The sequence below is a fragment of the Streptomyces sp. NPDC055103 genome (genome assembly GCF_053607625.1).
Map to the genome: position 1 here is coordinate 94,509 of NZ_JBSGTX010000018.1, position 21,417 is coordinate 115,925.

Annotated in this window: 21 protein-coding genes; 14 read left to right on the forward strand and 7 right to left on the reverse strand. The window is 73.1% G+C overall.

What is annotated here, in order from left to right:
* The first annotated feature begins 84 nt into the window (after positions 1–84).
* A complete protein-coding gene (locus ACWFR1_RS14535) occupies positions 85–630 on the forward strand; it encodes an MOSC domain-containing protein (RefSeq protein ID WP_453550574.1) in 546 nt (181 codons plus the stop codon).
* A 94-nt stretch (positions 631–724) separates the two neighbouring features.
* On the opposite strand, the gene ACWFR1_RS14540 is transcribed toward ACWFR1_RS14535, so the two are convergent.
* The 5 genes from ACWFR1_RS14540 to ACWFR1_RS14560 form a co-directional block, all read right to left on the reverse strand.
* Positions 725–2,101: a tannase/feruloyl esterase family alpha/beta hydrolase gene (locus ACWFR1_RS14540; RefSeq protein WP_453550576.1), complete on the reverse strand. Its 1,377-nt coding sequence runs from the start codon at positions 2,099–2,101 to the stop codon at positions 725–727.
* A 174-nt stretch (positions 2,102–2,275) separates the two neighbouring features.
* A complete protein-coding gene (locus ACWFR1_RS14545; protein WP_453550578.1) occupies positions 2,276–3,193 on the reverse strand; it encodes a hypothetical protein in 918 nt (305 codons plus the stop codon).
* Between the two features lie 110 nt (positions 3,194–3,303).
* On the reverse strand, positions 3,304–3,612 hold the full coding sequence (locus tag ACWFR1_RS14550) for a hypothetical protein (RefSeq protein WP_453550580.1): 309 nt from the start codon (positions 3,610–3,612) through the stop codon (positions 3,304–3,306).
* Between the two features lie 113 nt (positions 3,613–3,725).
* Positions 3,726–5,903 (reverse strand): InlB B-repeat-containing protein, encoded by a 2,178-nt coding sequence (locus ACWFR1_RS14555; protein WP_453550583.1) that lies wholly within the window; start codon positions 5,901–5,903, stop codon positions 3,726–3,728.
* Positions 5,904–6,172: 269 nt separating this feature from the next.
* Complete coding sequence (locus ACWFR1_RS14560; protein ID WP_453550585.1) at positions 6,173–6,778, reverse strand: class I SAM-dependent methyltransferase; 606 nt, start codon at positions 6,776–6,778, stop codon at positions 6,173–6,175.
* A gap of 162 nt (positions 6,779–6,940) precedes the next feature.
* On the opposite strand from ACWFR1_RS14560, the gene ACWFR1_RS14565 reads away from it, so the two are divergent.
* The 12 genes from ACWFR1_RS14565 (at position 6,941) to ACWFR1_RS14620 (ending at position 19,153) form a co-directional block, all read left to right on the forward strand.
* Positions 6,941–7,768, forward strand: a complete 828-nt coding sequence (locus ACWFR1_RS14565) for an MHYT domain-containing protein (protein WP_453550587.1) — start codon at positions 6,941–6,943, stop codon at positions 7,766–7,768.
* Between the two features lie 239 nt (positions 7,769–8,007).
* Entirely contained in the window at positions 8,008–11,187 is a 3,180-nt protein-coding gene (locus tag ACWFR1_RS14570) for a nitrate- and nitrite sensing domain-containing protein (RefSeq protein ID WP_453550590.1), read from the forward strand.
* On the forward strand, positions 11,184–11,618 hold the full coding sequence (locus ACWFR1_RS14575; RefSeq protein WP_024756831.1) for a roadblock/LC7 domain-containing protein: 435 nt from the start codon (positions 11,184–11,186) through the stop codon (positions 11,616–11,618). Before ACWFR1_RS14570 ends, ACWFR1_RS14575 begins: the two co-directional genes overlap by 4 nt.
* A 13-nt stretch (positions 11,619–11,631) precedes the next feature.
* Complete coding sequence (locus ACWFR1_RS14580; RefSeq protein WP_453550592.1) at positions 11,632–12,048, forward strand: DUF742 domain-containing protein; 417 nt, start codon at positions 11,632–11,634, stop codon at positions 12,046–12,048.
* Entirely contained in the window at positions 12,029–12,652 is a 624-nt protein-coding gene (locus ACWFR1_RS14585; protein ID WP_453550595.1) for a GTP-binding protein, read from the forward strand. The genes ACWFR1_RS14580 and ACWFR1_RS14585 overlap by 20 nt, the downstream gene beginning before the upstream one ends.
* 203 nt (positions 12,653–12,855) lie before the next feature.
* On the forward strand, positions 12,856–13,269 hold the full coding sequence (locus tag ACWFR1_RS14590) for a roadblock/LC7 domain-containing protein (RefSeq protein WP_376406580.1): 414 nt from the start codon (positions 12,856–12,858) through the stop codon (positions 13,267–13,269).
* Positions 13,270–13,390: 121 nt separating this feature from the next.
* Positions 13,391–14,608: a DUF6397 family protein gene (locus ACWFR1_RS14595; protein ID WP_453550597.1), complete on the forward strand. Its 1,218-nt coding sequence runs from the start codon at positions 13,391–13,393 to the stop codon at positions 14,606–14,608.
* Between the two features lie 58 nt (positions 14,609–14,666).
* Complete coding sequence (locus ACWFR1_RS14600; RefSeq protein ID WP_453550600.1) at positions 14,667–16,214, forward strand: ATP-dependent DNA ligase; 1,548 nt, start codon at positions 14,667–14,669, stop codon at positions 16,212–16,214.
* Between the two features lie 64 nt (positions 16,215–16,278).
* A complete protein-coding gene (locus ACWFR1_RS14605; protein ID WP_453550603.1) occupies positions 16,279–16,692 on the forward strand; it encodes a hypothetical protein in 414 nt (137 codons plus the stop codon).
* Positions 16,693–16,884: 192 nt separating this feature from the next.
* A complete protein-coding gene (locus ACWFR1_RS14610) occupies positions 16,885–17,676 on the forward strand; it encodes a polysaccharide deacetylase family protein (RefSeq protein WP_453550605.1) in 792 nt (263 codons plus the stop codon).
* A gap of 398 nt (positions 17,677–18,074) precedes the next feature.
* Positions 18,075–18,785 (forward strand): hypothetical protein, encoded by a 711-nt coding sequence (locus tag ACWFR1_RS14615; RefSeq protein ID WP_453550606.1) that lies wholly within the window; start codon positions 18,075–18,077, stop codon positions 18,783–18,785.
* Complete coding sequence (locus ACWFR1_RS14620) at positions 18,782–19,153, forward strand: peptidase inhibitor family I36 protein (protein WP_453550608.1); 372 nt, start codon at positions 18,782–18,784, stop codon at positions 19,151–19,153. The genes ACWFR1_RS14615 and ACWFR1_RS14620 overlap by 4 nt, the downstream gene beginning before the upstream one ends.
* Before the next feature lie 69 nt (positions 19,154–19,222).
* Here the strand turns inward: ACWFR1_RS14620 and ACWFR1_RS14625 are convergent, their stop codons facing one another.
* Complete coding sequence (locus ACWFR1_RS14625) at positions 19,223–20,413, reverse strand: globin domain-containing protein (RefSeq protein ID WP_453550611.1); 1,191 nt, start codon at positions 20,411–20,413, stop codon at positions 19,223–19,225.
* A 74-nt stretch (positions 20,414–20,487) separates the two neighbouring features.
* Positions 20,488–20,931 carry an RrF2 family transcriptional regulator gene (locus ACWFR1_RS14630; protein ID WP_453550613.1) on the reverse strand — a complete coding sequence of 148 codons (444 nt, stop codon included), beginning with the start codon at positions 20,929–20,931 and terminating at the stop codon, positions 20,488–20,490.
* A 91-nt stretch (positions 20,932–21,022) separates the two neighbouring features.
* Here ACWFR1_RS14630 and ACWFR1_RS14635 point away from each other — a divergent pair, with 91 nt between their 5' ends.
* Positions 21,023–21,346: a hypothetical protein gene (locus tag ACWFR1_RS14635; protein WP_453550616.1), complete on the forward strand. Its 324-nt coding sequence runs from the start codon at positions 21,023–21,025 to the stop codon at positions 21,344–21,346.
* Positions 21,347–21,417 lie beyond the last annotated feature (71 nt).

The following is a 21,417-nucleotide window of genomic DNA, read 5'->3' on the forward strand; positions in this document are numbered from 1 at the left end:
CGCGATGTGATCATCGGTGCGGGTGAGGTGTATGCGCCGCCCGCGACGACCGAACAGCACGGCGGAGAAGGGGACCTCCTCAGTATGAGCAACGGCACCGTCCAGACGGTCAGCAGCAACGGCACGTACACGTTCACCAAGCCCAACCGGGAGAGCATCACCCTCCTCAAGGGCCTCGGGGTGGAAGGCGATGTGCACGCCGGTGTGACGGTGAAGCACCGTTCGCGCATCGCGAAGGACCCGACCGTGCCGAACCTGCGTCAGGTCCACCTCATCCACGCCGAGCTCTTCGAGGACATGGCGGGTGCCGGCTTCGAGGTCGCGCCCGGCGACCTCGGCGAGAACGTCACGACCCGGGGCATCGACCTCCTCGGCCTGCCCACCGGCACCCTTCTCCACCTGGGCGCCGAGGCCGTCGTGGAGGTCACCGGACTGCGCAACCCCTGCGTCCAGATAGACAACTTCCGGCACGGCCTGCTCAAGCAGGTCCTCGGCCGCGGCGAGAACGGCGAGGTCGTCCGCAAGGCGGGCATCATGGGCATCGTGCTGACCGGCGGGGAGGTGCGGCCCGGCGACTCGATCCGGGCCGAGCTGCCGGAGGGCCCGCACCGCCCCCTGGAAAAGGTCTGACCCCGCTCCTCGACGCGACAGCACCCTCGGGCTCTCCGTCCGGCCAGCCCTTCGCCGGAGTCGTCCCTAAAGCCCTTCCGTCCCAGCCCTTCCGTCACTCCTCCAGAGCGCAGGAGTCGACCACGTCACCGCCCGCCGGCCGCGCGATGGTACGGTCCGCGGGCGGCGGCGTACCCTCCTCGACCCAGCGCGTCAGCGCGTCGAACGCGGAGCGGTAGCACGGCAGGATCGGACGCAGCCGGTCCGGATAGGTGTCGTACAGGCCGTCCGTGTGCGTCCCGTCCTGCACCGTGTAGTACCGGTGCAGCCCGCCCCGGCCCCGCGCGTCGACCATCCCGGCGTACACGTCCGAGTCGGTGGCGATGGGCAGCAGGGTGTCCAGGTCGCCGTGGAGCGTGATGAGGGGCTTGCCGATCCGGCCGGTGAGCGCGACCTTCGCCACCGCGCGGTGGACGGACGCCGGCCGGGTGGCGTAGTCGTACGACGCGTCCGAGGCGCAGGGCGCGAAGATCTCCTCCACGGTCCGCCCCGCCGTGGCACCCGGACAGGCCGGATCGTACGAGGGGTCGAACTCGGCGCGGAAGACCTTCTGCGTGAGCCCCCAGTACGCCTTCTCGTGGTACGGCCAGAGGAAACGGGACCCAGGTGCGAAACCCGCCTCGACCAGGTCCTCGTCGGAGGCCAGGCCGAGGGAGCGGGCCACCGTCACCGGCAGACTCGTCAGCAGGTTCGGACCGTCCGCGGTCCACAGCACGCCCTCCCAGTCGACCCCGCCGTCGTACAGCTCGGGCCGGTTCTCCAGCTGCCAGCGCGTCAGGTACCCGGCGTTGGAGATGCCGGTCATGTACGTACGCTCCGGGGCGCTGCCGTACCGCTGCCTGACGGCCTTCTTGGCGGCCCGCGTCAGCTCGGTGACGCGGCGGTTCCACTCGGCCACCGCGTCGCCGGGGGCCCGTCCGTCGGTGAAGAAGTCCGGGCCGGTGTTGCCCTTGTCGGTGGCGGCGTAGGCGAAGCCCTGGGCGAGGACCCGGTCGGAGATGAGCGCGTCCGTGGAGTACTGACGCCGGGTGCCCGGGGCGCCGGTGACGACGAGCCCGCCGTTCCAGTCGTCGGGCAGCCGGATCACGAACTGCGCGTCATGGGCCCAGCCATGAGTGGCGTTGAGCCGCGAGGTGTCGGGGAAGTAGCCGTCGATCTGGATGCCGGGCACCCCCGAGGGGTTACGGGTCGCCTTCGCCGCGAGGCCGGCCTGGTCGGCCAGGTCGGTGTACGGCGTACCGGCGAGCCCCGCGGTCGTCAGATCGGTCAGGCACGCGGACCGCTGGTGCTCGGCGCCGGGGACGTGGAGCCGTTCCTGACGCGCGCAGTGCGCGGAGGCCGGGGTCTCCGCACCGGCGGGGCTCGCGGGGGCCAGGACGGTGACCCCGGCCAGGAGCGCGGTGAACAGGGAAACGCCTGGGAGCAGGCGCATGGTGAGCCTCCGTGGGGACGACGGAAAGGGGGTGCGGCGCACCATCGTGCGGCGCATCACCACCGCCGGACCATGGTCCGGGACCACACCTACGGCCGTCGTCCCATGGGGGAGGCGTACTGCTGGGCATGCTGTTCGGGGTGTTGCCAGGTGTGTTGCTCGGTGTGGACGGGTTCAGGACGTACGGACCGCGATCGCGTCGAGCCCGTCGAGCAGAGCGGGCAGCTGTGCGCCCCTGGCCACGGGCAGCACCTCGCGCGGCAGATCGTCGAGGAGGACGAAGGCCATGTCGCCGGTCCGGGCGACGAAGGACCAGCCGGGGCCGTCCGCGCGCAGGACACGGGCGCCGGCCTCCGCCGCCGACAGGGAACGCACCCGCCCCACCGGAGGTGCCTCCTCCAGATAGCCGCGGAGCTCGCTCAGGGCCTTGCGTACACCGTCGTACGGGTCGGGGTCGGGGCCGGTCACCGAGGAGGCGACCGCTGCCTCGGACCGCTCCGACGTCCCGTCGCCCTGGGCGACCTCGTTCCCCTGGGCGTCGTCGTTCCCTTGGCCTTTGTTCGTTTGGCCTTCGTCGTTCACCTGGGCACGCCAGGCCTCCCAGTGGAGTGCCACCTCGTCCGCGCCGAGCCGGCGCTGGGCCGGTCCCCACACGTCGCCGGACGGCGGGACCAGCGGGGCGGGATCACCCTCCTCCGGCTCCGGGTCGTGCGGGGCGGGGACGCCCGGGGCGGCCGTGACCACGTCGAGCGGCCAGCCCGGCAGCCCGGTGACCACGGAGTTCTCGTCGGGGGAGAGGTCGTAGGCCATGCCGCAGTCCCAGGAGGAGATGGCCACCGCGACGAGCGACACGTCGTCGACGACGACCGTCCAGCGCGCGCCGAGCCCGTCCTGGCCGAACAGGATCCCGTACCCGTCCGCGTACGGCTGGAGCCCCAGCGCGGCGCAGGCCGCCGGATAGTCGTCACCGAGCACGCTCGGGAAGCGCGCGGGCGTCAGCAGCGCCGCGGTCAGCACATACAGAGCGTCGGCGTCGGCTTCGGCGTCGCCACCGGCGGCGTGCGCTTCGGCGATCGGGTCCGTCCCGGCCACGGCAGCCTCCCCATCTGGTCGTCGGCGCACCTTAACCAGTGAGTAACCCGCGCGTCGAGGGTGTCCGGGCGCGGATCTCACCCGGCGTCTCCGCCTCGGCCGCAGGTCCCTCAGCCGTCCCGGAGGCCGAGCAGCGAGCGGGCCACGGTGGTCGGCGACTCGTCGCGCTCCCGGGCGAGGGCGATCAGCGCCCGGCAGGCCAGCTCGTTGACGCCGAAGGAGAGCGCACCGGGGGAGACCCGGCCCGCCGCCTCCTCCGCCCGGGCCGGGTCGTCCTCGGCGCACGCGGCCACGTACTCCGCCGCCGCCTCGAAGAGGTTGTGGCCCTGCCGGGCGCGCGGTGGCGGGGGCGCGGCGGTCTCGGGCGCCCGCCGGGTGGAGGGGAGGAGCCTGCGGAGTCGTTCCGGAACACGTGCCATCGCCCGCCGCCTCTCCCGGGCACGACTGCCCGGCACCTCCACCGTAGACAGCGAAGTGCCGGGACAGAAGGGCGCGTGGGGACCGTTCCGGTCAGGACCGATCAGAGAACGCCCTACGCGCGGGCGAAGACCGCCGTCAGGGTGTGCCCCTCCTCGTCGAAACTGACCGCCGTCTCGCCGAGGTCCCGCTCCTCGTCACCGCCGTACGGCTCTCCGTCGAGCAGCCAGTCCACGAACACGTACCCGGGATCGGGCACCGCCGTGGCCAGGACGGTGTCCCCGTCCGAGTACGGGCCGTCCTGCGAGAGGGAGACGGTGCCGCTGCCGCCCTCGCACTCCACCCTGAGGGCGTGACGCTTCTGCTCGAAGAGCCCGGTGAGTTCCATGTCCTCCGTGCCGACGTCGATCGCGACGGTGTCGTCGTCACCGGCGTGCGACCCGTCGAGCTGCCAGCCCGCGAAGTCCCAGCCCGCGGCGGGCACGGCCTCGTAGAGGAGGTCGGCGCCCTCCAGCTCGGCGCGCTTGGCGGGGGCCTTCTTCACGGTGCCGCTGCCGCTGGTCTTCGTGGTGACCGTCGACGTCGGGGTGGTGCCCTTCTTGAAGAGCGCCACCAGGGAGTGGTCGCCGGCCGGCACGCGGAAGCCGGTCGCTCCGCCCGAGGCGGCCTTGCCGTCGAGCTTCCAGCCGCTGAACACGTACCCCTTGGCGGCGACCGCCGAGTGGACGGTGGACGTGCCCTGCGGGTACGGGCCGGGGAGTGCGGGCCGGACGGTGCCGGCGCCCGCGGGTGAGACCGAGGAGGTGACCGCGCACATGGCGTCCGAGGTCTTCGCCGCGCGGTAGGTGGCGACGGCTGAGCCCGTCTTGCTCAGCACGTCGGCGGAATCCGCCTGGTTCGGCTTGCCGAGCGGGATGCCGATCGCCTCGCCGCGGTACTTCTGGCTCGGGTTGGTGAAGTGGTTGATGCGGGTGCAGGCGCCCTTGGTGGCCTTGCGGCAGCTGGACTCGTACGCCATCAGGGACGACCAGTCGCCCTTGGTGGGGAAGTACCCGGTGGCGCCGTTCTCGGGCTGCACGGGCTGGGTGACGCGGTCGTGGTCGGCGCTCAGGTTGTGGCCGATCTCGTGGCCCATGGAGTAGTTGCCGATGGCGGAGCGCCCGACGACGCTGTAGCCCCAGGCGGCCGTGGACGGGCCGGGGGCGGGCGGGGTGTAGCCGAGCCCGCCCGCGGCGCGGCCGGCGGCGATGACCGAGACGAGGTCGGCGCCGTACTGGTCACGTTGGCGGGGGACGCTGTCGGCGACGCCGTCGGTGGGCAGCGCGAGCGCGCTGAGCAGCTTGTTCGTGACCCCGTCCAGTGAGGCGGGCACGGTCACCAGGGTGGTGCCGACGAGCCGCAGCCGGACCTTCGTGCCGCTCGCGAAGAAGGCGTCGTTGGCGAGCGCGACGCCCTTGGCCGCGAGGGCCTTGATCTGGGCGTCGCCGCCGGCCTCGGTGCGGGCGCCGGGGGTGTACCCGACGAGGGTGTCGATGAGGGCGTACCCCTTGCCGCCTTTGCAGGCCGCGGCGGCCGCCGCCTGGAGAGCCGCGCGGGTGTCGTCCTCGGCCGCGGACTTGTTCCCGTGGTCGGCCTCCGCGGCGATCGCGGCGGCGGGCGGGGCGCCGGTGGCCGGTTCGTCCTCATCGGTGAGGGGCGTGAGCTGAGCGACCGTCACCCGGCCCGGACCGAGCGGCTCGATGGCGTAGAGGTCGCCGCCCAGCATGAACTGTGCGCTCAGGATCTCGTTGCCGGGCGTCTTGTCGCAGCCGCCGTCCAGGGTGAGGACGACGTCCTGGTCGACGGCGCCGGCGACGGTTCCGTGCCAGACGAGGGTGGAACCGATCATGGAGCGGCCCTCCTCGACGGCCTGCACGGTCACGTCGCCGAAGAGGGGAAACGTCACTTCCCGGCCGTAAACGCTGCCGCACACGGGGGCGAGGGCGGCGGGCATGACCCGCGCGACCCGGCCCCTGACGTGCTGGGCCCCGAAGTCCTCGGCCGCGTCGCCCTCGACCGCCCGCACGCCCGCGCCCGTGTCCGCCGGTGGGCGGGTGCTCGCGGTGATCCGTTCGCCGGTGTCCGGGGTCAGGGCGCCCGCCGTCACGGCCTCCCGCACGTTCCGTTCGTGCGCGGCCGTCCCGGACGCACCGGCCTCACCACCGTCCCGCGCCGGGGCGAAGCCGGTCACGGTGGTGACCCCCAGCACCATCGCGCCGAGGGCCACACCGCCCGTCCATCTGTAGCGGGGCATCTCTTCCTCCTGTTCTCCCGGGGCACGTGTTCGTGCGGACGACGAGTGCGTCGAGTCCGTCACGTGCGACGTCGAGTCCGTCGAGCCCGTCGAGTACGTCATGCACCTGGTTGACCTGCAGAAACTGGGGAGAGAGTTCCTCGCACCGGCAGCGTGATCACCCGATCGTCAGAAGAATCACCCTGGACGACGGGGTGTCCGGGCCGTCCTTCCTCCGCATGGCGGCTCGCCCGGGCGTGCCGCGGCGCGCTCCGGCGTGCTCCGGCGATTCAGCCTTCGCGGACGGCCAGAGCCAGGTAGCGCGCGTCCTCGTCCACGTAGCTGACGAGCCGCCAGCCGGCCTCGGCGAGGAGGGGGCTCAGCCGGGGCTCGGCACGCAGGTCGTCCGGCGTGATCTGCCGGCCGTGCCGGGCCGCGAGGGCAGCGCGGCCGATCGGGTGGAACAGTGCGAGGCGACCGCCCGGACGGACGACCCGGGCGAGTTCGCCCAGCGCGGCGACGGGGTCGGCCAGATGGGAGACGAGCCCCGCCGCGAAGACGGCGTCGAGCGCGCCGTCGCGCACCGGCAGGCGGCCGACATCGGTGAGCAGAAGCACCCCCTGCCCGGGAGTGCCGCGTCCCGCCCGTACCGCCTCGGCGAGCATCTCGGGGGTCAGGTCGGCGCCGAGCACGGTGCCGGTCGGGCCGACGGCGGCGCGGAGCGGCGGGAGGGCGCGGCCGGTCCCGCAGCCGGCGTCCAGCACCGCGTCACCGGGGCGCAGACCGAGCTCGCTCACGGCGGTGGCGTAGGCGGGGCCGTCGTCGGGGAACCTGCTGTCCCAGCCGGCGGCGCGCGTACCGAAGAACTCTCGGACGTGTGTGGGGTCATCGCTCATGCGCTCATGATCCACCAAGGTTCCGCCACCCGGAGGTGTGAACGTTCTGTGTGCACGTTCGAACTCGGCGTGATCGTTCGGGACCATCTCTCTGTCATATTCCATCAGCTTTCGAAATGCGCCCCGGGTGCGCCCCCCGATGCGCACTAGCGTCCCTGAGCCATGGGACACCTGGACCACGCCACCTTCGGATGGCTGACACCCGCGCTGTCGTACGCGATGGCCTGCATCGGCGCCGCCCTCGGGCTGCGCTGCACCGTACGGGCGCTCGACGCGACCGGCCGATCGCGGCGGAACTGGCTGCTCACCGCAGCCTCCGCGCTCGGCACCGGCATCTGGACGATGCACTTCGTCGCGATGCTCGGCTTCGGTGTGACCGGCACCGACATCCGCTACAACGTTCCCCTCACCATCCTCAGCCTGGTCATCGCCATGGCCGTCGTCGGCGTCGGTGTGTTCGTCGTCGGTTACGGCCGTGACCGGGTCCGGTCGCTCCTGATCGGCGGACTGACCACGGGCGTCGGCGTGGCGAGCATGCACTACATGGGCATGGCCGCGCTCCGGCTGCACGGCCAGGTCCGGTACGACCCCCTGCTCGTCGCCCTCTCGGTCGTGATCGCGGTCGTGGCCGCCACCGCGGCGCTGTGGGCGGCACTCCACATCCACGCACCGGCGGCGGTGGCCGGCGCCTCGCTCGTCATGGGCGCGGCCGTCAGCAGCATGCACTACACGGGCATGCTCGCGGTGAACGTCGACGTCGTCCCCTCCGCGGCCGTTCTTCCCGGCGCCACGGTCATGCAGTTCATCTTCCCTCTCGCCGTCGGACTCGGCTCGTACCTCTTCATCACCTCCGCCTTCGTCGCCCTCTCCCCGACGGCGGGGGAGCGGGCCGCGTACGCCTCGGCCGAGCGCCTCACCGAACCGGACGAGCGGGCGGTGGACGTCGCGCCCCCGGGCTTCCGCGCCGCCGAGGCCGCCCGCCGACCCTGACCTGACCTGACCTGACCTGACCTGACCTGACCTGACCTGACCGGAACCGCACCCGACCTCACCCGACCCGACCCGACCTGAACTTCACCTCGACCGTCAGCTTCACCTTCTCCGTCACTCTCACGTCGGCCTTCACCCCGTCATCCCCGCCCCGTCATCCCCCCGCCTTCCCCCTCCACGGTCCTCCGCTCACGCAGGACCGCCGCACCAGAGTCAGACGCAGCCGGAACGAGGAGCCCATGCGAACTCCCCGCAAGACCAAGGACGCCGAGGCGACGGCTCCGCCGCCGGCGGCCGCGCGCGGGCGACGCGCACACGCCGGGCCACCCGCCGAGGAGCCGGTGCCGCACCGCACCGCCCCCGAGGCCTTCCCCACCCCCGAGGCCTTCCCGACCGCCGGTGGCACGCCCGCCCCGCCCGCGCCGGGCACCCGAAGGGGAGCGGCCTCGGACACCCCCGCCTCCGACACCCTTGTCGCGGATGCCCTCGCCCCCGAACCCCACACCGCCGGCGGCCGGGGTCGCCCCACGCGAAGCGGACTGCGTCCCCGAACGGTCCGCGCGAAGATCGTCTCGCTCCTGATGGTCCCGGTCGTCTCGCTCCTCGCCCTGTGGGGGTTCGCAACCGTCACCACCGCCCAGGACGTCGCGCGGCTCCGCCAGCTCCAGCGCGTCGACGCCGAGATCCGCGAACCCGTGACCGCCGCGATCGGCGCGCTCCAGGCCGAACGGCGCGCCGCCGTACGCCAGGTCGCGGCGCCCGGCGCCGCCCGGGCCGCCGAGCTCAAGGACCGGATGGCCCGCACGGACGCGGCCCTCGACCGCCTCCGCCTCGACGGTGAACACACCGTCGGCGACACCGGGGACCTGCCCGGCGACGTCCCCGCACGGGTGAGCGGCTTCGTCGGCACGGTCGAGGGCCTCGCCAGGCTCCGTACCGCGGCCGTCGACGGGCGCGCCGACGGGGACCAGGTGTACGCGGAGTACACCGCAGCCGTCTCCGCGGGCTTCGCCGTCGGAGGCGCCCTCACCGGCATCCAGGACACCCAGCAGGGGTCCGACGCGCGCGTGCTCCTCGAATTCGGCCGCGCGAACGAGATGCTGTCCCGCGAGGACGCCCTTCTCGGCGCCGCCCACCTCACCGGGCACCTCACCCCGGAGCGGCTCCGCGTCTTCGCCGGAGCGGTCGAGACCCGGCGTACGCTCATCGCCTCCGCCACCGCCGACCTGCCCGCCGCCACGCGCGCGGAGTGGGCCCGCCTCGCGGCGGGCCGCGACCACGCCCGCCTCGTGCGCGCCGAGGACAGCGTCCTCGCCGCGGCGTCCGGACGCCCCGCCGCCCAGGCCGTCGCCTCCGCCGACTGGGACGACACCCTCACCGCCGTACGGAGCGGACTCACCGCCTTCGAGACGGGGGCGCGCTCAGCTGCGGCCGACCGCGCCGACCCCTTCGCGGGCGGCGTCCTCAGCATGGGCGGAGCGGCGGTCCTGCTCGGCCTCGCCGCCGTCGCCGCCTCCCTCGTCATCTCCGTCCGTATCGGCCGAGGCCTCGTCGTCGAACTCGTCAGCCTCCGCAACACCGCTCTCGGGATCGCGCGCCGCAAGCTTCCCGCCGCCATGCGCCGCCTGCGCGCCGGGGAGGAGATCGACGTACGTGCCGAGGCACCGCCCGGTCCCGTCTCCCAGGACGAGATCGGCCAGGTCGGCGAGGCGCTCACCACCGTGCACCGCGCGGCTCTCTCCGCGGCCGTCGAACGCGCCGAACTCGCCAGCGGCATCTCCGGGGTCTTCGTCAACCTCGCCCGCCGCAGCCAGGTCCTCGTCCACCGCCAGCTCAACCTCCTGGACAGCATGGAGCGGCGCGCCGACGACCCGAACGAGCTCGGCGACCTCTTCCGCCTCGACCATCTCACCACCCGCATGCGCCGCCACGCCGAGAGCCTGATCATCCTCTCCGGCGCCGCCCCCGGCCGCGCCTGGCGCATGCCCGTCCCCCTCACCAACGTCGTCCGCGCCGCCGTCTCCGAAATCGAGGACTACGCGCGCGTGGAGGTGCGCCGACTGCCCGAGACGGCAGTCGTCGGCGGCGCCGTCGCCGACCTGACCCACCTCCTCGCCGAACTGATCGAGAACGCCGCCCAGTTCTCCCCGCCCCACACCAAGGTGCGGGTGAGCGGCGAACCCGTCGGCAACGGCTACGCCCTGGAGATCGAGGACCGCGGGCTCGGCATGGGCAGGGAGACCCTCGCCGAGGCCAACGCCCGCATCGCCCAGTCCGAGGCCCTCGACCTCTTCGACAGCGACCGCCTCGGCCTCTTCGTCGTCAGCCGGCTCTCCTCACGACACGACATCAAGGTCCATCTGCGGACCTCCCCGTACGGCGGGACGACGGCCGTCGTGCTCCTCCCGACCGACCTGCTCCAGGGCACGCTGCCGCCCGGGCGCGGCACCCCGGCGACCACCGGTCCGGGCCCCGAGGGTGCGGTGGCCGCCGGCCCGGCCGGGAACGCCGGGCCCCCACGGCCACCGGCCGACCCGACCCGCGGGAGCGACGCCCGTACGGGCGACCCGCGCGCGCGGGACCTGCGTGTGGGCGGCTCCGCCGCGGACGCCTCGCGCGCCGCGCGGGAACACGAGGAGGCACAGCGCGCGGAGGCCCGCCGCTTCGGCCGCCCCCAGGGCCCCCGGACACCGACGCCGACCCTCCCGCTCGGCCCCGCAGCGGCGCCCCGGGGAGGCACCCCGCAGCCGCCGGCCGGCCCGCAGCCCATGAACCGGCCCCAGCCGACGGACCGCCCCCGCCCCCCGTCCCGCCCGCAGCCCCTGTCCCGGCCCACGGCGGTTCCCGCGCTGGCGGCGCGGCCGCAGCAGGCACCCCCGCCCGCCGCTGTCACCGCCCTGCGACAGCGAGGTCCCTCCGGACCGACAGCGCCCGTTCCGACAGCGCCCGTTCCGGGTCCGAGCGTTCCCGGGCAGGCCGCGCCGGCTTCGGCGTCCGTACCACCGACTCCGCCGCCGCCACGGATGCCGACTCCCGCCCGGCCGCCGACGGCTCCGGCCGGGCACGGCGTGCGCGGCCCGGCAGGCGACCACGGGGATCTCGGGGACCTCGGCGACCACGGTGATCCCGAGGGTGATCTTCCGCGCCGCGTACGGCAGGCGAATCTCGTACCGCAGCTCCGCGAGGCACCCGCGCCGGCCCCGGTGTCGGTACCCGCCGCACCCGGCGCCGACCCCCGTACCCCGGAACAGGTCCGGGACCGGATGGCCGCCTATCAGGACGGCTGGCAGCGCGGCGGCGGCGCGGCGCCCGGCAGCAGGCGCCCCCTCGGGACCGGCTTCGGCGGCGAGTCCCCCGACGCGCCGCACCACGACCTCATCCATCCCACGGCCCCCCGCTTCGAAGGAGACGACGCATGATCGACCACGAGAGGATCTCCCATCACCGGTCCGGTGAACTCGACTGGCTCCTCGACGACCTCGTCATGCGGGTCCGCGAGGTCCGCCACACCGTGGTGCTCTCCAACGACGGACTCGCCGTCGGCTCCTCCAGCGGACTCAGCCGGGAGGACGCCGAGCACCTCGCCGCCATCGCCTCCGGCTTCCACAGCCTCGCCAAGGGTGCGGGACGGCAGTTCCACACCGGCGGCGTCCGCCAGACGATGGTCGAGATGGACGACGGATTCCTCTTCGTCGCCGCGGCGGGGGACGGCTCCTGCCTCGCGGTCCTCAGCTCGGTCAGCGCCGACATCGGCCTCATCGCCTACGAGATGGCCCGCCTCGTCAAGCGCGTCGGCGAGCACCTGCACACCCCGCCGCGGCTCACGGTGACCCCGCCGGCCGCCGGCTGACCCGGAGACCTCCATGAACGAGGACAGCACCGGCGGCGGCCCGTCCGCACCGGGCAGTCAGTGGTACGACGCCGACGCCGGGCCGCTCGTACGTCCGTACGCGATGACCGGCGGGCGGACCCGACCGGGGCCCAGCAACGTGCGGTTCGACCTCATCGCCCTCGTCGTCGTCGACGACGACCCGCCGGGCGCGGCCGAGGAAAGCCTCCTGGGCCCCGAACACCGCTCCCTGCTCGCCCTGTGCCGGGCCGAGACGCAGTCGGTGGCCGAACTCGCCGCCGACGCCGACCTGCCCGTCGGAGTCGTCCGGGTCCTCCTCGGCGACCTCCTCGAATCGGGCTTCGTCCGTGTCAGCAGGCCCGTACCCCCCGCACAGCTCCCCGACGAAAGAATCCTGAGGGAAGTCATCGATGGCCTACGAGCGCTCTGAGAGCACCGGTACCGGCACGGGCGACGGCGTGGACACCACCGCCCTCGCCCTGAAGATCCTGGTCGCCGGCGGATTCGGCGTGGGCAAGACCACCCTGGTCGGCGCCGTCAGCGAGATCCGGCCCCTGCGGACCGAGGAACGGCTCAGCCGCGCCGGCGAACTCGTCGACGACACCGGGGGAGTCGACCAGAAGACCACCACGACCGTCGCCATGGACTTCGGCCGCATCACCATCCGGTCCGGGCTCTCCCTCTACCTCTTCGGCACTCCTGGGCAGGACCGCTTCTGGTTCCTGTGGGACGAACTGTCTCAGGGCGCCCTCGGGGCCGTCGTACTCGCCGACACCCGGCGCCTCGAGGACTGCTTCCCCGCCGTCGACTACTTCGAGCACCGCAAGATTCCCTTCGTCGTCGCCGTCAACTGCTTCACGGGAGCCCGGACCTACGGCGCGCACGACGTCTCCCGCGCGCTCGACCTGGACCGGGGCACCCCCGTGGTGCTGTGCGACGCGCGCGACCGCGACTCGGGGAAGGAAGTGCTCATCCGCCTCGTCGAGTACGCCGGGCGCATGCACACCGCCCGCCTCCTCGACAGCGTCGGCTGAGGGCACGCGGCGATCCGCACCCGGTCCGTGCCCGACGCGCGCCCGACGCAGGCCCGGGGCCCTGTGTCCGGTGACGGGCGGCGCGCGCAGGCGCGGTGCGGGTGCTTGCTCTGTCCACGACAGTGCGTAAGGCTTGCCACGACACGCGGAGCCTGACGACTTGCGGGTCGACGGGGAAGTATCACCAAGGGGGAGGACCACGCATGGCGCTGGACAAGGGACTGGACTGGCTTCTCGACGATCTGACCCAACGGGTCGGGTTCATACAGCACGCGCTGGTGCTGTCGAACGACGGTCTGGTGACGGGCGCGAGCAGTGGTCTCGCGCGGGAGGACGCCGAGCACCTGGCCGCCGTCTCCTCGGGCCTGCACAGCCTGGCCCGGGGCTCCGGCAGGCACTTCAGGGCAGGTCGGGCCCGGCAGACGATGGTGGAGTTCGACGAGGCGCTGCTCTTCGTGACGGCGGCGGGCGAGGGCAGCTGCCTCTGCGTCCTCAGCGCGGCGGAGGCGGATGTCGGCCAGGTGGCGTACGAGATGACGCTGCTGGTCAACCGAGTCGGCGAGCACCTCGGAGTGGCGGCACGCCAGCCGGGACGGCCGGGCGACACCGCGTTCTGAGTTCTGACGGCGGGTTGTCCACAGGGCGTTGTCCACAGGCCGCACCGATGTCGTCACTCTGCGTTACCGTGGCTCTTATCGGAGTACGAGAGGCCACGGGTGTACGGGGGAGGACCACGTGATGACGGTGGACGAAGGCGCGCGCACGGTGACACCGGGCCAGGCGGCGGAGGAACTGGAGCTGAGGCGCGTCGAGTTCCGGCTCGCGGCGCAGCTGGGCCTGGTGAGGACGGTGCCGGTGGGCGGCGGGGAGCGACGGCGCGTCGAGCGGGCGGAGATCGACCGGCTCAGGGCCGCGCCGGACTTCCCCGAGGGCCTGCGCGAGCGGGTCCGAGCGGTGGGAACCCGGGAGGCCGCGGCGCTGCTCGCGGTGCCTCCTGACCGGTTCACACGACTGGCCAGGACGGGACACCTCAGTCCGGTGCGGTTCTATCTGAACCGCTACCGGGCGGTGGTGTGGATGTACCTCGCGGCCGAGGTGACCGCATTCGCCCTCGACCATCCGGCCCTGCTCACCGGGCGATTGCCCCTGGACGTGCGCGAACGTCTCGACGCGGGCGAGGACGCGAGGCCGCGGAACTGGCGAGCTCGACGGCTCGCCCTGCTGCTCCGGGCCACGGACGATCCCTGGGGCCGCGCGGCCGCCGTCGCCTCGATGCTCCACCCCGTCCACCTGGCCGAGGTCGTCGTCGATCCGTACGAGCGCGCCCACCTCGACCGGTTGCGCCCGCCGCCGCAGTCCGGCCACGCGGCGTCGGCGGCGGCAAACGCGGTCGCCGATCGGCTCGCGCTGGCCGACGAGCCGGACGAGGTCCTCTGGCACCGGACGAGCCTGGCCCTGGCCCTGGAGGAGGCGCGCGCGGACCGATCCGCCCCGCACCCCGGCGAGGCCGGGACCCGCGTGCCGCTGCCGTCGACAGCCGCGAAGCCGCTGTCGCCCGCCGCGCCACTACGGCCTGAGGGGGCGCTACCGCCCGACGTGCCACGACTGTCCGACGAGCTGCGAACGCCCGCCGTGCCACGACGGCTGGACGTGCCACGACCGTCCGATGAGCTGCGACCGGCCGATGAGCTGCGACCGGCCGACGAGCTGCGACCGGCCGACGAGCCGCGACCGGGGCCGGCCGACGCGGCGCTGCCGGGTGTGCGGCCCCCGCGCGCGGGGATTCCGTGGGACACCGAGGCGGTGACCGAGGAGCTTCCCGCGGGGCGTCCGGGGCCGGACCTGTCGCCGCGAGGTGGCTCCCCCCGCTCCCGGCTGCTCGACAGGCTCCTCCGCAGGACGGCGGGCCGTGCCGCGCGCGGCAGGAGAGGGAGGCGCCCGGTGGCCTGGCCCTGACACGGCACCGGAGGGGTGTCGGCGTGCGCCGGGGACGGCGTGTGGGGAGGATGGGCCCATGCTGCTCGCCCGTGTCGCGGAGGTGTCCCGGGAGGTCGCCGCCGCCTCCGCGCGCTCGCGCAAGATCGGCCTCCTGGCCGAGCTGTTCGCGGAGGCCGTGCCCGAGGAGAGCCCGCTCGTCATCGCCTACCTCGCGGGCCGACTCCCCCAGGGGAGGATCGGCGTCGGATGGAGTGTCCTCAAGAACGTCGTTCCGCCGGCCGTCCCGCCCGCCGAGGAGCCCGGTCTCACGCTCGGCCGCGTCGATGCCGCGCTCTCGGAGCTCGCCGCCGTCTCCGGGGCGGGCGCCAAGGCGGAGCGGGACCGGCTCGTCCGCTCCCTGTTCGCCGCCGCCACCCGTGAGGAACAAGAGCTCTTGCTCCGGCTCCTCACCGGGGACGTACGGCAGGGGGCCCTCGACGCCGTCGCCCTGGAAGGCGTCGCCAAGGCCGCCACCGTGCCCGCCGCCGATCTGCGGCGCGCCGTCATGCTTGAAGGGTCGCTGCCCCCGGTCGCCCAGGCCGTGCTGGCCCACGGTGCCGCCGCGCTCGACCGGTTCACGCTGCGGGTAGGGAGCCCGGTGCAGCCCATGCTCGCGCACATCGCCGCCTCCGTCACCGAGGCGATCGTCGCCCTGGGCGCCTGCGTCGTGGATGAGAAGCTGGACGGCATCCGCGTCCAGGTGCACCGCAGGGGCGACGACGTGCGGGTCCACACCCGTTCCCTCGACGACATCACCGACCGCCTTCCCGAGGTGGTCGCCATCGCCCGCGCCGTGGCATCCGACGCGTTCATCCTCGACGGGGAGGTCATCGCCCTCGACCCCGTGACCGGACGTCCCGCGTCCTTCCAGTCCATCGCCGGCCGGGTGGGCTCCCGTGCCGACGTCGCCGGTGCGCGGGCGGCCCTCCCGCTGATGCCCGTGTTCTTCGACGTCCTCGCCGCCGAGGGCGAGAGCCTGATCGACCGGCCTGGCCGGGAGCGGCACGCCGTCCTCGCCGGGCTGCTTCCCGCGTCCCAGCGGGTCCGCCGGCTCGTCGTCACGGACGCGGCCGATCCCGCGCGGGTCCAGGACGCCGAGCGCTTCTTCACCGAGACACTGGAGCGCGGACACGAGGGCGTCCTCGTGAAGGCCCTGGACGCGCCCTACGTGGCAGGCCGGCGGGGCCGCACCTGGCTGAAGGTGAAGCCCGTCCACACCGTCGACCTCGTCGTCCTCGCCGTCGAGCGCGGCCACGGGCGCAGGACCGGGCTGCTCTCCAACCTTCACCTCGGGGCGCGTGCCGAGGGCGGCGGTTTCGTGATGCTGGGGAAGACGTTCAAGGGGCTTACCGACGAGATGCTTCGGTGGCAGACCGAGCGGCTCGGTGAGCTCGCCGTGGCCGACGACGGGTTCACCGTGCGGGTGCGGCCCGAGCTCGTCGTCGAGATCGCCTACGACGGACTCCAGACCTCGACCCGCTACCCGGCCGGCGTCACCCTCCGCTTCGCCCGCGTCGTACGCCACCGCCCCGACAAACCGGCCTCGGAGGCCGACAGCGTCGAGGCGATCACCGGCCGGCGCTGAGCGAGAGGCGACGGGACGTCGCGGGACGCCGTGCCGCGAGGGATGCTGGAGGCGTGGCACGAGCGTGCGTGGCGCGAAGAGCGCCGCGAGCCGCGAGGAGATGAGCGACGTGTACGACTTGCACATCGACACCGACGTCACGGTGCAGCTGAGCGACTGCTGCCGGGAGGACGCCCAGGCCGTGTCCGACGTTCTCGACCGTGTCTATCAACTGGAGGACATGGAGACCCCGGGCCCGAAGGCGGCACAGGGCCCGGCCACCACGGTCTGGGTCGCCACGTTCGACACGGCGGCCGGACGGCAGGAGGACGTGGGCCCCACGCATCTGTCCGCGCCCGTCGGCGCCACGCTCACCGGCGGCTACCACGCCGTCGACGAGGTCGAGCGCGTGCTCGCCACCGGCTTCGACGTCCGGTCCCTGCAGTCGGTCTCCGGCGACCAGGAGACCGAGGCGCGCCTGCTGCTCGCCTCCCGCTGAGCGACGAGGCGCGGACGCCCCGGGCGGAGCGGACGGGCGCCGTCCGGGGCCCGCGCATGCCCGCAGACGTCCGGGGAACCCCCCTGTGATCACCGGTATACACCGTGTGTAGAGTCCTTGACGTCGCATGATCCGTCCTGACCAGGCGGTGGCGACCGTACGAAGTCATCACAGGGGAAAGCGGGTTCCACCATGTTCCGATTCAGGCCGGGCGGCCGCAGGGGGACGGCCGTCGTCGTGCTCGCCGCCGCGTCGCTGATGCTGACACTCGCCGGGTGCGGAGTCGACCGGGTCACTCCGCAGGAGGCCCGGGGCAAGGCCGGGGCGGACGGTAAGGCGGGCGCGGGCGGGAGCGCCCCCCGCGTCGACTGCGCCAAGGCGAAGTGCATAGCCCTGACGTTCGACGCCGGGCCGGGCAAGGACACGCCGCGGCTCCTCGACGTCCTCAAGGAGAAGCAGGTCCCCGCCACCTTCTTCCTGCTCGGCAGGAAGCACGTCGACCGCTACCCCCAGGTGGTCAAGCGCATCGCCGACGAGGGGCACGAGGTCGCCAACCACACCTGGAGCCACCGGATCCTCACCGACCTCGACGAGGCCGAGGTGCGTGAGGAGCTGACCCTCACCCAGACCGCCATAGAGAAGATCACCGGACGCGAGCCCACCCTGATGCGCCCGCCGCAGGGCCGCACCGACGACATGGTGTCCGAGGTAAGCAAGGAGCTCGGCCTCGCCCAGATCCTGTGGACCGTCACCGCCAAGGACTACTCCACCACCGACTCCGCTCTGATACGTCAGCGGGTGCTCGACCAGGCGCAGCGCGACGGGATCATCCTGCTCCACGACATCTACGACGGAACGGTCCCGGCCGTCCCCTCGATCATCGACGAGCTCAAGCGCCGGGGGTTCACCTTCGTGACGGTGCCGGAACTCCTCGCCCCCGGCAAGGCCGAGCCCGGAGTCCTCTACGGCCCCGAGAAGGACTGACGAGACCTGTCGAAACCGGGTGAGGTGACTCACATCGCCCACGCGGGAACATTCGGGCAAGGTTTACCGTTCGTACGTATGTGACTGCGAAGGGGCCCGGTCCCCAAGGTCCCCCCCCAGAGGTGACCGCTCTTCGCAATCACGGCTATCGGCCCCGGTTGGAATCCCCCGTCCAACCGGGGCTTTGTCGTACCCGGATCCCCGCCCCGGTCCCCCAGGGTGTTCCCGGGACGTTCCGCGCGGCAGCGCGACGGCGCCTGAGCGGCGCGCAACCCGGCGCGTTCGACTCGTTCGAGTGAGCCTCGGCATGGCCGGGCCGGGCCCGGGCAGTGATCTTCCCGGGCCATCCGGAAGATCAACCGGATCCCGCCGACCAGGGACGTTCGAAGGGGGACCCCATGCTCCGCACGCTTTTTGCCCGCCGCGTGCTCGTCGCCGCGGCCGCCTCGCTGTTCATCTCCGGCTGCACCGTCGTCGGACCGGAGAGTTCCGGGAAGCCGGGCGTTCCGGCCTCCCGGGCGGCCCAGGACGGTCTTCTGAAAGCGGCGGAGCGCCGGCTCGTCGTCGACTGTCTCGCGGACCGGGGCCTCACCCTCACGGCACGGCCCCGCGCCCCGGACGAGGACCGGACCCTCCAGGCCGCGCTCTTCGGGGCGGGGCCGCGCGAACTGTCCGTCACGCTCGCCACCGGCGCCACCGTCACCGCCCATGACGACGGCTGTCTCGCCGCCGCGCGCGGCCGACTCTACGGCGACCCCGGTGGCTGGTTCCGGGCCCAGGTCACCGTCGACAACCTCCGCGCCGAGGCCCAGGCCCGCATGCGCGACGACCCCGCCCTCCAGGAGGCGCTCGCCCGCTGGACCCGATGCGCGACCCCGAGCGGTCGCCCACGCCCCGCCACTCCCGACCCGGCCGTCGCGGCCCGCTGCGCCCAGGAGAGCGGACTCGACGACGTCCGTGCCCGGCTGGAGGCCGTCGAGCTGGTCGTCGTGCGGAACCTGCACCGCGACGAGCTCACCGCATACCGGCAGCTGCGCGACCGCGCACTGCTGCGGGCAGTCGAACTGCCCGCACCCACTCACCCGCAGAAAGGCCACGACCACTCGTGAAGCGCATCCTCGCCCTCTCCGCGGCGGCCCTGCTCGCCGTCACCGCCGGCCTCGCCCTCTCCAGCTCCGCGGGGGCCGCCGAATGCCCCAGCGGGGAGTTCTGCGTCTGGCAGGACTCGAACTTCGGCGGCCAGCGTGCCAACTGGGCCGGAGACGACGGCTGGTGGGAGAGCTGGATCTCCGACACCGACTCCTCCTGGGCCAATCACGGCATCTCGGGCCCCGGGATCAAGGACCACGTACAGGTCTACGAGAGCGCCTGGCAGGGCGGGAGCATGACCGTCTGTCTCGCCCCAGGGCAGGAGGTCGGCTACAACGGCGCCGCCAACGACCGCGGCGACTCACACATCTGGTCGACCGGCTGCTGACGGACCCGTCCCGGGAGGATCAGTCGCGGACGAAAGGGCCGCCCGGGTGACGCGCGCAGACGGGAGGTGTCAGCGCTCGGCGCCGAGCCACAGGTCAGGACCGAAGACCTCGTAGTGGATGTCAGCCGCGGCCGTTCCACGGCCGAGGAGGTCGCCGCGCACCGCGCGGAGGAACGGCAGCGGCCCGCAGAGGTACGCCGTCGTGCCCTCGGCGAGGTCGAGCGCGGTCACATCGGCGCGGCCCCGCAGGGCCACGGAGTCCTCGGCCTGGTCCTCGTACCAGAGGTGCAGCGTCGCCTGCGGCAGTGCCGCGACGAGACGGTGCAGCTCGGCGGCGTGCGCGTGGGACGCGGGGGAGCGGTCCGCGTGCACGACGGCGACCGGGCGGGTCGAACCGGTGGTGGCGAGGTGGTCGAGCATCGCCAGCATCGGGGTGCTGCCGATGCCGGCGGAGGCGAGAAGCAGCGGGCCGTCGCCCTCGGGCAGAACCAGATCGCCGAACGGCGCCGACACGTCCACGGCGGTGCCCACGCGGCCGTGGGCGTGCAGCCACGAGGAGACCTCGCCCGCCGGGTCGCCCTCGACCCGCTTCACCGTGATCCGCCACTGCGGGTGTCCGGGAGCGGCGGAGAGGCTGTACTGGCGGATCTGCCGGGCGCCGTCGGGCAGGGTGACCTGGACGCTCACGTACTGACCCGGCCGGAAGGCGGCCGTCGGAGTTCCGTCGGGGTGGCGCAGGACGAAGGAGACGGTGTCGGCCGTCTCCTCGCGGCGCTCGGCGATCTCCATGGGCCGCCACACCTCGCCCTCGGGGACGCCGGCCTCCTGGTAGAGCCGGGCCTCCACGGCGATGAGCGCGTTGGCCATCAGCCAGTAGACCTCGTCCCAGGCCTGGGCGACCTCGGGGGTGACCGCGTCGCCCAGGACCTCGACGATCGCGGCGAAGAGGTGCTCGTGCACCGTCTTGTACTGCTCGGCGGTGACGCCGAGCGAGGCGTGCTTGTGCGCGATGCGGGACAGCATGACGTCGGGGCGGCTGTCCGGGTGGTCGAGCAGCGCCACCGCGAAGGCGGCTATGGAACCCGCCAGGGCCTTCCGCTGCTCGCCGTTGGCCTGGTTGCCCCGGTTGAACAGATCGCGGAGCAGCTCGGGGTGGGCGGCGAACAGCCGCGCGTAGAAGCGCTCGGTGATCTCGTCGAGCGCGCCGCCGACGGCGGGCAGAGTGGCACGGATGACCGGGGCGGCCTGCTCGGACAGCATGGGAACTCTCAATCTGGTAGATGATCTGCGTATTTAAAGGGGTGCGTGCGCTGAGGAAGGGGAGCGCACGCGGTTCAGGTGGAGGGGTGTCGAGTGAGGGAGAGGAGCAGCGGCCCCGTCGGTGAGGCGACGAGTTCCGCCACGGTCAGCGGGTCGAGCGCGCGGTAGAACGCCTCCTGCGCCTCGCGCAGCGCACCCCGCAGCCGGCATGCCGTACGCAGGGGGCACGGAGGATCGCCCTCGCAGCCGACGACCTCCTCCTCACCCTCCAGGGTGCGGGCCAGCCAGCCCACCGAGGAGCGCCGGCCCAGCTCCGTAAGGGCCAGGCCGCCGCCACGGCCGCGCCGCGCCTCGACCACGCCGAGATGCTGGAGCCGTGTGACCACCTTCGCCATGTGGGCGTAGGGCACGTCCATCGACTCCGCCACCTCGCGCGTGGTGACGGACTCGTCCTGTGCGATGACCGCCAGACGCATCACGGCACGGAGCGCCAGGTCGGTGAACTTCGTCAACCTCACGATCCGACACTATCAAAGCGGTATTTCGCATACGCATTAAGGGGGGGGTGCCCCTATCTCTTTGGTCAAGGTCGTGGGTCAGGATTGCGGCATGACGACCTGGTTCCGGACCTACTACGAGGACGAAGATCTGTGGCTGTATTTCGAGGCCGATGACGAAGGCTGGGCAGCGCGACAGGTCGAGGTCCGGGGGAAGGATTCGCGGCCAGTGACGGCGGCCTCTCTGGAAGAGGTCCTGCACTTGCGTGATCACGACGATCTCGCGGCGATGTTCCGCTATGAACGACAGTTCGGCGTTCTCGCAGAAGGCCCCATGGACGGCTGGCAGGACCAGCCCCAGGCGGCCGAGATCTCCGCGGAGGAGTTCGAGCGGCTGTGGACTGAAGCACGGCGGGCTCTCGGCAATTCAGCCTGACCTGGCTGGTTGGGGTTCGTAGAAGGTTCCGTCGCGGAGCATCGCGAAGAGGACGTCGGCCCGCCGTCTGG

Coding starts and splice junctions, on each gene's coding strand:
- ACWFR1_RS14535 (WP_453550574.1), top strand. CDS start 85: ATGAGCAACGGCACCGTCCAGACGGTCAGCAGCAACGGCACGTACACG.
- ACWFR1_RS14540 (WP_453550576.1), bottom strand. CDS start 2,101: ATGCGCCTGCTCCCAGGCGTTTCCCTGTTCACCGCGCTCCTGGCCGGG.
- ACWFR1_RS14550 (WP_453550580.1), bottom strand. CDS start 3,612: ATGGCACGTGTTCCGGAACGACTCCGCAGGCTCCTCCCCTCCACCCGG.
- ACWFR1_RS14555 (WP_453550583.1), bottom strand. CDS start 5,903: ATGCCCCGCTACAGATGGACGGGCGGTGTGGCCCTCGGCGCGATGGTG.
- ACWFR1_RS14560 (WP_453550585.1), bottom strand. CDS start 6,778: ATGAGCGATGACCCCACACACGTCCGAGAGTTCTTCGGTACGCGCGCC.
- ACWFR1_RS14565 (WP_453550587.1), top strand. CDS start 6,941: ATGGGACACCTGGACCACGCCACCTTCGGATGGCTGACACCCGCGCTG.
- ACWFR1_RS14570 (WP_453550590.1), top strand. CDS start 8,008: ATGCGAACTCCCCGCAAGACCAAGGACGCCGAGGCGACGGCTCCGCCG.
- ACWFR1_RS14575 (WP_024756831.1), top strand. CDS start 11,184: ATGATCGACCACGAGAGGATCTCCCATCACCGGTCCGGTGAACTCGAC.
- ACWFR1_RS14580 (WP_453550592.1), top strand. CDS start 11,632: ATGAACGAGGACAGCACCGGCGGCGGCCCGTCCGCACCGGGCAGTCAG.
- ACWFR1_RS14585 (WP_453550595.1), top strand. CDS start 12,029: ATGGCCTACGAGCGCTCTGAGAGCACCGGTACCGGCACGGGCGACGGC.
- ACWFR1_RS14590 (WP_376406580.1), top strand. CDS start 12,856: ATGGCGCTGGACAAGGGACTGGACTGGCTTCTCGACGATCTGACCCAA.
- ACWFR1_RS14595 (WP_453550597.1), top strand. CDS start 13,391: ATGACGGTGGACGAAGGCGCGCGCACGGTGACACCGGGCCAGGCGGCG.
- ACWFR1_RS14600 (WP_453550600.1), top strand. CDS start 14,667: ATGCTGCTCGCCCGTGTCGCGGAGGTGTCCCGGGAGGTCGCCGCCGCC.
- ACWFR1_RS14610 (WP_453550605.1), top strand. CDS start 16,885: ATGTTCCGATTCAGGCCGGGCGGCCGCAGGGGGACGGCCGTCGTCGTG.
- ACWFR1_RS14615 (WP_453550606.1), top strand. CDS start 18,075: ATGCTCCGCACGCTTTTTGCCCGCCGCGTGCTCGTCGCCGCGGCCGCC.
- ACWFR1_RS14625 (WP_453550611.1), bottom strand. CDS start 20,413: ATGCTGTCCGAGCAGGCCGCCCCGGTCATCCGTGCCACTCTGCCCGCC.
- ACWFR1_RS14635 (WP_453550616.1), top strand. CDS start 21,023: ATGACGACCTGGTTCCGGACCTACTACGAGGACGAAGATCTGTGGCTG.